This window comes from Sulfurimonas sp. (genome assembly GCF_026988655.1).
In the GTDB taxonomy this organism is placed as follows: Bacteria; Campylobacterota; Campylobacteria; order Campylobacterales; family Sulfurimonadaceae; genus Sulfurimonas.
The window spans coordinates 1-10,469 of sequence record NZ_JALSKT010000063.1 but is presented as its reverse complement, the minus strand read 5'-3'; the positions used below and the strand labels follow the sequence as shown (position 1 = coordinate 10,469).

The window sequence follows — 10,469 nt, the reverse complement described above, 5'->3', positions numbered from 1 at the left end:
TAATAATTTAGATGAAAAAGGAGTAAATCTGTTACCACTGGTATCATAGAGAGGTGAAATTAAAATATTTGATTTACTGGTCTTGATTTTGGGGTGCATTATAATATTAGTAAGCATTTATCAACATTGAAATAATTTTTAATAAATACTTGTTTTTAAGAGAGTCTCCTTTTGTAATCTTCATACCCAAACTCTTTGACAAGTTCAAGCTCTCCTGAGCTGCGTTTGATCATCAAAGATGGGAGTTTTATACCATTAAAGGTGGTGTTTTTTACAAATGTGTAGTGAATTTGATCTTCAAAGATAATTTTATCTCCGATTTGCAAAGGTTTATCAAAAGAATAATCACCCATGATATCTCCGGCAAGACAAGTGTTTCCACCTAAACGATATGTGTATTTTTTTTCACCTGCTGCTCCAGCGCCACGAACTTCTGCTCTATAAGGCATAGCCAAAGTATCAGGCATATGTGCTTCTGCTGAAGTATCTAAAATTGCTACATTCATTCCATTTGTAAAGGTATCTAAAACTGTTGCTATTAAAAAGCCCGTTTCCCATCCGACAGCTTCCCCAGGTTCAAAGTAAACATCTACATCGTATTTACTTTTAAAGTTTTTTATAATCCTTATGAGCTTTGCAACATCATAGCCTTTTTTCGTGATATGATGCCCTCCTCCAAAATTAATGTATTTCAAATTTTTAATATAAGGAGAAAACTTCTCTTCAAACGCAGTAAGAACAGCTTCAAGCGCATCAACATCTTGTTCGCATAAAGCATGAAAATTCAAACCATCAAGCAAGCTTACTATACTCTCATCAAGATTAGCTACAGTCGTACCAAGTCTACTGTAAAGCCCACAAGGATTATAAATATCTACAGGAGAAGAAGAGACTTCGGGATTTAAACGCAGTGATATCTCAATAGTTGGATTTATCTCTTTGACTCGAGAAGCAAATCTCTTAAGTTGTGCAGGTGAATTAAACACGATATGATCTGAGATATTGGCTATTTCATCAATCTCATCTTCTTTAAATGCTGGCGAGTAGGTATGAACTTCTGCATTTTTGTTGTATTTACAAAACTCTTCACGTGCTAGTTTTGCTTCATACAAGCCACTTGCTGTACAGCCACGCAAATACTTTGAGACCAAAGAAAATGTACTCCACATAGCAAAGCCCTTGAGTGCTAGGATTATCTTCGCTCCACTCTCTTTTTGTACATATCCTAGTAGTTGAAGGTTCTTTTCTAAAAGGCTTTCTTCACAAACATAAGCAGGTGTTTTAATGTTACTATATTCATTCATTCTACTGTATACTCTTAAAGTTCTAGCTCTTTAACCTGCCAAGGAAGCCCTTGCTTATTCATCTCTTCCATAAATGGATCAGGATCAAGCTCTTCCATATTTAACACACCACTCCTTTTCCAAATACCCTCAAGCATAAGTTTTGCACCTATCATCGCTGGAACACCGGTAGTGTATGAGACAGCTTGAGAGTTTACCTCTGCAAAACACTTTTCATGGTCACTTACTTGATAAATATAGATCTTTCTTTTTTTACCATCTTTGATACCCTCAGCTACGATACCGATATTTGTTTTACCTTTTGTGCGTGGACCTAGTGAAGCTGGATCAGGGAGGAGGGTTTTTAAAAATTCCATAGGAACAATCTTTTGTCCTTGATGCTCCACTGGCTCAATGCCAAGCATCCCTACATTTTCCAAACACTTCATATGTGTTAAATAACTCTCGCCAAATGTCATAAAAAAACGTATACGCTTGAGTCCTTTGATATGTTTGACTAAAGATTCCATCTCTTCATGATACAAAAGATAAGAATCTTTAGGCCCAACTTCAGGGTAATCCCAAACCATTTTGATTTCCATTGGTTTCGTTTCTATCCACTTGCCCTCTTCCCAGTATCTACCATTTGAAGAGACTTCACGAAGGTTTATCTCTGGATTAAAATTTGTTGCAAAAGCATAACCATGATCACCTGCATTACAATCAAGAATATCAATAGTATGAATCTCGTCAAAATAATGTTTTTGAGCATAAGCACAAAACATATTTGTGGCACCGGGGTCAAATCCACTACCAAGCAATGCCATACTATTTGCCTCTTTAAACGCAGCATCACGCTCCCACTGCAATTTGTACTCAAACTTTGCAACATCAGGATGTTCATAATTTGCAGTATCGAGATAATCCGTCTTTGTCGCTATGCAAGCATCCATAATAGTTAAATCTTGATACGGCAGAGCAACATTAATGACAATCGCTGCGTTTACTTTGTTAATAAGCTCTATAATCTCTTGCGTATTATCAGCATCTACACTCGCTATCTCAATATCAGCATCTGGCAGTTCATTTTTTATTGTCTCACATCGAGATAAGGTTCTACTTGCTAAGACAATATGTCCAAATACATCTGCATTTTGTACACACTTATGCACTACAACACGACCTACTCCGCCCGCACCAATTATTAACGTTGTTTTTTTATTATTTGACATTAAAATTTTTCTCCTAAATAAAGATAAGCACTTTTTTGTCCATCATCAGATGTACCAAGTGCAAAATAAAATGGACCTAAAAAGGTATCTGCAGCAACATACACTGTAGCTGATTTATGCATATTATAAAATTGTATCTTTTCACCTTGATTCCAAGTTTGTCCATTTTCCAATGAAAATCCTGCATACAAAGGGGAATTTAAGCTACCAAAAAAACCACCGTTTTTAATTTCGTAAGTATATTTTAGCACACTTAAAAAAAGATTGTCTCCAAAAAAAGAATAAGGAACATAACCAGAGAGATTAAACAAACCACCTAAAGTAAATGTTCCAAAAAGTCGTTGAATATCATTGTCATTTTTTTTTATACGTATTTCCATATTTTTTCATTAAGTCACATTTGATGTTTCTTTCATAAACTTCAGTAGTAAAAGCTCTCTTTTTAAAACTCCAGTTGGAAATACAAGTTGATTGGCTGCATTTATACCAACTCCTAGTCGCCCAGGATAAGTATAATCTAAATATTTTCTTCTCATAGGAATATTTTGTCGATTAAAATCAGTGTTGATATACTCTTCCCATTCACTTTGTATCAAAATATTTTCTATCTCTTGAGGTGACTCTCCCGCAGCATAAAGTCCACCAACAAAAGACCCCATACTTGTTCCTACTATCATATCTATAGGGATATTGTTCTCTTCAAGCACCTTAAGTATACCGACATGCGCCCCGCCTCGTGCGCCGCCACCACTAAGAACCAAAGCTATTTTTGGTCTTTGTACTGCGTTTAACAAAGAAACAAAAAGCAAAAGAAGAAAAAAGCCTTTTAGCATATTTTAAACCATGTCAAACGCAGTTAAAAGTGTAAATACCCAAATTAAAAATGTAATTATCAGACTCAGTAGCACCATTGCCGCTCCAGCATCTTTTGCTTGTTTGGCTAAAATATGATACTCACTTGTGACCAAATCAACCACTCGCTCTATAGCACTATTTGCTATTTCAGCTAAAACAGGAAGAAATAAAGAGATAAATAAAATACTTGCATAACCAAAGCTTATCGGTAAACTCCAGGCAAAAATGCCAAATCCTAAAAGTCCCAAAAGTTGTAACTTGAAAGAAGATTCATTTTTAATGATGTCTATAAAGCCATCAACGGCATACATTCCATTTTTATAAAGAGAATATTTTGGTTTATTTAGTTTCATATTTTTTTCTCATTTGCATTAATATTGATTTTAGTTCACTACTTGAGGTTTCTTTATCTAGTGCTGAACCAAAGTAGATATTGACTACTCTTCGTTTAAATAAGCTGCGTTTAGTATCTGCTGGCTTATATTTTGCAAAAGAACTGCCAAAAATTCCCTTGTCAATGTAAAATGGGATAATCACACCATCATAATCTTTAGGAATTAATTCATATCCCTTGTGTAAGTTCGTAAACTCACCATCTTTACTTATTTCGCCTTCTGGAAATATAGCGACTACACTCCCATTTAAGAGTCTTTTATGTGCTTCATTTAAAGCATCTTTAAAAGCCCTTGGAGAAAGAGGAATTGCCTCCCCTTTTTTAAAAAAGGCATGGAAAAATTTCCAGTGATAAATATCTTTGTCCATCATAAAGTTGATACGTCTTTCTAATGGTAGTTGTATCATAATCCAATCAATCCAACTTACATGATTACCCAATAAAAGAACTGCTTTATCTGCAGGAATATTTTCCAGTCCATGATATACGTAGTTATGTCGTAAACGTACTATTAAACCAACAACACTCCAGAAGATATCAACTGTATATCTTTTAAAAAGAATATAAACAAGTGCCAAACCAACAAAACCCATAAAATAAAAAAGTAGTTCAGCATTCATACCAAAAAAAGCAAAAAGTGTTGTCATCATTAAAAATGAAAACATAAAAATATTTTGAATAAAATTGTTTGCAGCAAGAATAGTCCCAAGATGGATACGTGCTGCAAGATACTGAATACGAGAATTTAAAGGAACTAAGATAAACGCAGCCAATACACCAAACATTGTAAACATAAAAGCTATAAGACCCATAGAGCTTATAAAAGGAATAAAAAAGACTATAAGTGTTATGCCAATGGCACCAAAACCTGCGAGACCAAGGTTAATATAGTACTTTGAAAGCTTCGCTGCGATAACGGATCCGATAACGATGCCAATGCCAGCGAGTGCCATTACACCTTGAACGAAGATAGTATTTGTCACGCCAAGTTGATCTTTTGCATACTCACCAAAAACTGCCAATACAACTTGAGAAATAGACCAAAATAGACTCAGAGCTATAATGGCTTCAAAGACTTCTTTTTTTCGTGTGATAGTTTTTAAATTTTTAAGGAGATACAGACCACTAATATATTTTTTCATTTGAAATTTCTTCTTACTGACTTCTAGCATTTTATTTGGTAGTCTTGAAGCTAAAAACCACTCTATCACAGAACCCCCAACCAAAAGCCAGCCAAGAGGTGCAACTGCTTGAAGTATATCTGACTCAGTTGTAAGATTCTCTTGGTATCTTCCCTCAAATAAAACTGTATAAAAAATAATACCACCGAGTATTGCAACAGTTGTAGTCGCCTGAGTGATACTGTTACCTGCACTTAGAAACTTCACACCAACAAGCTCTTTGATATATCCATATTTTGCAGGACCATAGATGGCACTTTGCATAGCAAGCAAAAAAGTTAAAGTAAATGCAGCTATGAAATAGCCATGATAGTAAGCGTATGTAATACCTAGAGTTATAACAACTGCAAAGGCTGCAGAGTATTCCATGATCTTATTTTTAGCAAATTTATCTGCTAAAAATCCAGAAGGAGAAAATACTAAAATAAAAGGGAGTAAAACTAAAGCATTGACAATAGCTGTTAAAATGATTTGTGTTTGACCATCATAAACTTTAAAGATCGTATTTTGAATCACTATCTTATGCCCCAAATCGGTAAAGGCATTAAAAAATACAACTAAAATATAATTTATCATTCCACCAACAGCAAAAACAGTCTCTTTTTTTTGCATATTAATCGCTTTGTTTTTCAACTAGAAGTGTACTCCAGCCTTCATAAAAGCCTTTTTCTTTCTTAACAGCATCAAAAAGTGCTTTGACCTCTTTTTGTACTACTTCATGTTCTACATTATGCTCTTTAATCACCGCTATTGCATGTTCAAAATCATCACTGCTTATCTCATCTTTGAATTCAAAACCCTCAAATGGAAGCTCTGCTATAAATTTTTCTTTTTGTGTTGGTGTCGTAAATGAGAGATAGTGCTCTACTGTACGAACTTCTTGTATTTGATCACCTTCTTCTTCGAGTAAAAAGATTATCTTATCACTTTGAATGTGTGCGAGTTCAAGTTCTGATGGTTTTATGTATTTATAATGAAAATCCCATTTATTATCTTTGACAATGTTACTTTCATAAATATAACCACTATTACTCAGCATCTTCGCAACAGCTATATCCAACTTTTTAGAATCATCAGCATAAAAGTAGAGTTCATTCCAACCATCAACAACTCGACTACCGACATATTTTGCTTTTTCATCATGTTCTATCGCTATAATTAGGGACTCTTTCGTTTCTAAAAAATCTTCAAATCCTTCACTACTCTCTTCGAGACTATCATATTTTATAAAAACACTAAAAAGCCAGCTGTAACGTTCACTATAAGCATATGCAGACATATCCGCTTCGATGTAGATTTCACCTGCATCTTCTTCTATTCTTTTAAATGACTCTCTCATATCTTTTCAACTTCTATAATATCATTTACTTCAAGTCCGAAACCACTCAGTCCAACAAAATCAGTCTTTTTCATAGAAGTAAGAAGATTCATTTTAGAAATTCCAAATGACTTAATGATTTGTGCACCAATTCCAAACTCTTTCATAGCCGCATTATCTTGGTGTTGCGCCTTATTAATAAAGACTAGAAGTCCACTGTTTTGTTTTAGATATTCTATTGATCCTATAAGATGATTATATTTATCTTGGTTAAGCAATAACTCACAATCAGGAATAACATTATGAACTCTAACATTTGCAATCTCACCCGCACTATAAAACAATATAGCAGTATGCTGTGTTGCATCATGATCTTCAAAAGTATGTTTTGTAACTTTTACACCAAAAAATTCTATCTCTTGAACATCTATCTCTTTAATAAGTCTTTCATTTGCTAAACGATACTCAACAATATCTGAGATAAATATCGTATGTAAATCATGCTCTTTTGCAAAAACATCCAAATCATCACGGCGAGCCATTTCCCCATCATCTTTTATGATTTCACAAATTACACCCGCTTCACTTAGCCCTGCTAAGCGGCACAAGTCTACTGAACCCTCAGTATGTCCAGTGCGGATCAGCGTTCCTCCCTCTTTTGCAATAAGAGGAAAAATATGTCCTGGTTTGACAAGCTCATCAGCATTTGCGATAGGATTCGCCAGAATTTTGATCGTATCATCTCTCTCTTTTGCAGAGATACCAGTTAGAGCAGTTTTAGCATCTACTGAAACTGTAAACGCAGTTTCATAAGAGGATGTGTTAGAACTGACCATTGGGTTTAATTCTAATCTATTTGCAATACCACGGCTAAGTGCTACACAAATAAGACCTCTCGCATGCATAGCCATAAAGTTTACATGTGCAGGAGTAGAAAATGCAGCAGCATAGACCAAATCGCCCTCATTTTCCCTATCTTCATCATCAATCATGATGACCATCTTGCCTCTTTTTATATCTTCTATTGCACGTAAAACTCTCTCAATCGCTTTCATATTTTCTTCTTTATTAGTATTTAAATTTTCTTCGTATGATTATATAAAATTATTCATTAAAAAGAGGTCAAAAAAAAATTTCACTTTTTTTACAAAAACCCTTGACATTAAAAATATTTTTGTCTATAATTTCGCTCACAAACACAGAGTGAATGTGTTTAAACACCGCGGAATAGAGCAGTTCGGTAGCTCGTCGGGCTCATAACCCGAAGGTCGCTGGTTCAAATCCAGCTTCCGCAACCAATTTTATCTACACAAATGATGGGGTATCGCCAAGTGGTAAGGCATCAGCTTTTGGTGCTGACATTCGGGGGTTCGAATCCCTCTACCCCATCCACAACTCTCAAATCCCCTAAAATAGGCACTTTCAAGCTACTGACTTTGTAAATGTCAGCTAATTTTACGCCATTTTTACTGACAATTCAGCTGACAGTTTCAGTCAAAAATTCAATAAAAATTAACACTATTATGCTAAACTAAAAAATAAAAAAAGGTACAATATTGAATATTTTATTAGTAGAAGATGATTTAGAATTGTGTAAAACATTATATCAAGGTTTTTTAGAAGAGGGATATAAACTTTCTTATGTCAATAGCATTAAAGAAGCACAATCTACTTTACTTGATAATAATTTTTCAGTGATTATTTTAGATAAATATCTACCAGATGGTGATGGTTTTGCACTATGTCGATATATTCGTGATATCGAAGATGCTACACCTATTTTATTTTTATCCTCTAAAGCTGAAGTACACGATAGGGTTGAAGGTTTAAACAGTGGTGCAGATGACTATTTAGCAAAACCGTTTCATTTTATTGAGCTGATTGCACGAGTTCGTACACTCACAAAAAGAAAACAAAAAGTGGCAACACATATTCTAAAAACAAACTATTTTATTATAAACCTTATGTCAAGAGAAGTTAAATGCAATGGAATTGAAATTGAACTTCGTAATAATGAGTTTAATATTTTAGTTCTACTTACACAAAATGTGAATCATGTTCTTTCAAAAACAGCTATTATTGAAACTATTTGGGGGTTGAGTGATAACTTCGATGTTAATACACTCAATGCGACTATCTACAATCTAAGAAAAAAATTAGCAGAGGCACATTGCAAAGATCTTATTAAAACAGTTAGAGGCATAGGGTATAAACTGAGTGAAGACTAAATTATTAACTTTATATCTTCTATTGACACTTGTTGTTTTATTTTTGATTCTTCTATTTTTTAATGATCTTTTCTTAGAATATAAAATATCATTTAGTCTCATTTTTATTAGTACTTTTATCTATCTAATAATACAGCAACTAAGAAGTATTGAGGATACAAAAAAAATTTTATATATAACTAAAAAAATGCAAGAGTATCTTAAAGACAAGCCTCTGCCTACATTCTATGAAAAATTATACGATAGTAATCTACAAAACTTCATCAACTTAACAAACCATACCATAACATATCTTCATCATAAAATAGAAAATAAAAAAAAGTTTAATGCTAATATAGCACATGAAATAAGAAAACCACTAACAGTAATTCGCAACGATATAGAGATCAATTTTTTTAATAAACAGACACCTGTAATTAAGAATATTTTAAATAAAGTACAAGAGCTTGAAGATATTTCTAAGCAGCTTTTACTGCTTTCTAATGAGAACCCTGAGAATATCAAAAAAAGCATGACGCGAGTTTTTTTACATGAAATTATTCAAACTGCTATTGAGAGCAAAAAAGAGTATGCAAAACAAAAAAAGATTACAATCGAAGAAAATATTAGTATTGTCATTTCAATGCATGCAAATCCCGTTTTATTAAAATTTGCTATAACCAACCTTGTAGACAATGCAATCAAATATAGTAACCTAAATGGCTGTATAGGTATCACACTTCGCAAAAAAAGCAATTATGTTTATTGTATTATTAAAGACAATGGCTTTGGAATCACAAAAGAAGACAAAAGGCTCATTATGCATCCGTTTTACAGAGGTAAAATAGATCAAGAAAATATTGAAGGTTATGGCATAGGATTGGCACTTGCTTACTCTATTTTTGAGATTCACCATATTGATTTAAAAATAAACCAAGGCACACTCATTCTTCTTAAGATACCTTTTTAAAACTGTATTGCTACACCGGCACCTATATAATTATCAGAATGACTATTGAGTCCCAACCCTATATTCATATCAATTTGTATATTCTTGGAGATAAGATACATGACGCCACCGTCCATAAAATCTTCTTTTTCTATTTGCTCTTGCTGTGGTTGTATTGTATAGATCTCTAAAAATGTAGAAAGCTTATCTGTATGCACAAAAGAACTGCCAATCGCCAGTTCAATGTCATAAACTCTTAGATTATTATCTTTATAAGAAGTTGATTGCAAAGTACCAAAGAAAGATAAAAAATCACTATAGGCATAATCCCATAATAATCCTGCAAAATATTCCATATTTTTACTGTTTGAAGTGTCTGTTGGCACTCCTATTAATCCCATTAATGAAATATTATATGTATCATTTTCTATAAGACGATACTTTCCTCCAACCGTTACTATTTTACTATATTGTATCTCAGATGAAGAACTCTTCTCTATGTAAATTCCATCCCACATAAAGTCAAACTCTAAATCTTCACTTATACCTGTTCGTAAAACCGCCAAAGGCATTGTTTGTGTATTTGTAGTATTATTATAGGTGTAATCATACCCAACTTCAACATTTAATCTTCCAGGCTGCACAGTATATGTTCCTGTGCTAAATCCAGGTCTGTCAGGAACTATTGTATCTGTTCCATCTGCACTCAATTGCAAACTACATAAACAAAAAAGTATCCCACTTATTAAACTTTTATTCATTATAAAATTCTCCTTTTTTAATATATTTTGCCAATTTACTCGATATATCCGCATGCCCTAAAACAATCTGTGTATATTCATTTTTAGATATTTTCTGAAGTTCTCTATATGCTTCAATCTTGTATTCATCACTAAAGTATATAAAAAGATTTCTTGAAAAAATCGTAACCATTCAGCACCCAACCCCAACAGGAGTGTAAGCTTTTCCATCTAAAGCACTTTTAAGTCCCTGTAGAACAGCAATATTATTCTTTTTCATGGTAGAGATGTAACTTCTAATCCTGCAGAA

At 33.5% G+C, this 10,469-nt stretch carries 12 protein-coding genes and 2 tRNA genes; 4 read left to right on the top strand and 10 right to left on the bottom strand.

What is annotated here, in order from left to right:
* Window positions 1-155: 155 nt before the first annotated feature.
* From nspC to MV052_RS06760, 8 genes are read right to left on the bottom strand one after another with little or no spacing between them, the layout of a single operon-like run.
* Window positions 156-1,304 (bottom strand): carboxynorspermidine decarboxylase, encoded by a 1,149-nt coding sequence (gene nspC / locus MV052_RS06795; protein ID WP_297442265.1) that lies wholly within the window; start codon window positions 1,302-1,304, stop codon window positions 156-158.
* A gap of 14 nt (window positions 1,305-1,318) precedes the next feature.
* A complete protein-coding gene (locus MV052_RS06790; protein WP_297442263.1) occupies window positions 1,319-2,515 on the bottom strand; it encodes a saccharopine dehydrogenase family protein in 1,197 nt (398 codons plus the stop codon).
* The gene (locus MV052_RS06785; RefSeq protein WP_297442260.1) at window positions 2,515-2,895 is read right to left on the bottom strand and encodes a hypothetical protein; all 381 of its coding nucleotides are present in this window, start codon (window positions 2,893-2,895) and stop codon (window positions 2,515-2,517) included. Before MV052_RS06785 ends, MV052_RS06790 begins: the two co-directional genes overlap by 1 nt.
* A 9-nt stretch (window positions 2,896-2,904) precedes the next feature.
* Window positions 2,905-3,348: a patatin-like phospholipase family protein gene (locus MV052_RS06780; protein WP_297442258.1), complete on the bottom strand. Its 444-nt coding sequence runs from the start codon at window positions 3,346-3,348 to the stop codon at window positions 2,905-2,907.
* A gap of 3 nt (window positions 3,349-3,351) precedes the next feature.
* Entirely contained in the window at window positions 3,352-3,723 is a 372-nt protein-coding gene (locus MV052_RS06775; protein WP_297442256.1) for a diacylglycerol kinase, read from the bottom strand.
* Window positions 3,710-5,557: an MFS transporter gene (locus MV052_RS06770; protein WP_297442254.1), complete on the bottom strand. Its 1,848-nt coding sequence runs from the start codon at window positions 5,555-5,557 to the stop codon at window positions 3,710-3,712. The genes MV052_RS06775 and MV052_RS06770 overlap by 14 nt, the downstream gene beginning before the upstream one ends.
* Window position 5,558: 1 nt before the next feature.
* Window positions 5,559-6,284 carry a DUF695 domain-containing protein gene (locus MV052_RS06765; protein WP_297442252.1) on the bottom strand — a complete coding sequence of 242 codons (726 nt, stop codon included), beginning with the start codon at window positions 6,282-6,284 and terminating at the stop codon, window positions 5,559-5,561.
* The gene (locus MV052_RS06760) at window positions 6,281-7,318 is read right to left on the bottom strand and encodes a bifunctional 3,4-dihydroxy-2-butanone 4-phosphate synthase/GTP cyclohydrolase II (protein ID WP_297442250.1); all 1,038 of its coding nucleotides are present in this window, start codon (window positions 7,316-7,318) and stop codon (window positions 6,281-6,283) included. Before MV052_RS06760 ends, MV052_RS06765 begins: the two co-directional genes overlap by 4 nt.
* 166 nt (window positions 7,319-7,484) lie before the next feature.
* Between MV052_RS06760 and MV052_RS06755 the strand changes: the two genes are divergently transcribed.
* The 4 genes from MV052_RS06755 to MV052_RS06740 all read left to right on the top strand — a co-directional run bounded on the left by MV052_RS06755 (window position 7,485) and on the right by MV052_RS06740 (window position 9,440).
* Window positions 7,485-7,561 (top strand) — tRNA-Met (locus MV052_RS06755).
* A 19-nt stretch (window positions 7,562-7,580) separates the two neighbouring features.
* Window positions 7,581-7,655, top strand: a tRNA-Gln gene (locus MV052_RS06750).
* Window positions 7,656-7,819: 164 nt separating this feature from the next.
* The gene (locus MV052_RS06745; protein WP_297442248.1) at window positions 7,820-8,491 is read left to right on the top strand and encodes a response regulator transcription factor; all 672 of its coding nucleotides are present in this window, start codon (window positions 7,820-7,822) and stop codon (window positions 8,489-8,491) included.
* A 187-nt stretch (window positions 8,492-8,678) separates the two neighbouring features.
* Window positions 8,679-9,440 (top strand): HAMP domain-containing sensor histidine kinase, encoded by a 762-nt coding sequence (locus tag MV052_RS06740; protein ID WP_297442246.1) that lies wholly within the window; start codon window positions 8,679-8,681, stop codon window positions 9,438-9,440.
* On the opposite strand, the gene MV052_RS06735 is transcribed toward MV052_RS06740, so the two are convergent.
* Together MV052_RS06735 and MV052_RS06730 are read right to left on the bottom strand one after the other, a co-directional pair.
* The gene (locus tag MV052_RS06735; RefSeq protein ID WP_297442244.1) at window positions 9,437-10,180 is read right to left on the bottom strand and encodes a transporter; all 744 of its coding nucleotides are present in this window, start codon (window positions 10,178-10,180) and stop codon (window positions 9,437-9,439) included. The genes MV052_RS06740 and MV052_RS06735 overlap by 4 nt on opposite strands.
* A complete protein-coding gene (locus MV052_RS06730) occupies window positions 10,173-10,352 on the bottom strand; it encodes a hypothetical protein (protein WP_297442243.1) in 180 nt (59 codons plus the stop codon). The genes MV052_RS06735 and MV052_RS06730 overlap by 8 nt, the downstream gene beginning before the upstream one ends.
* Window positions 10,353-10,469: the final 117 nt, after the last annotated feature.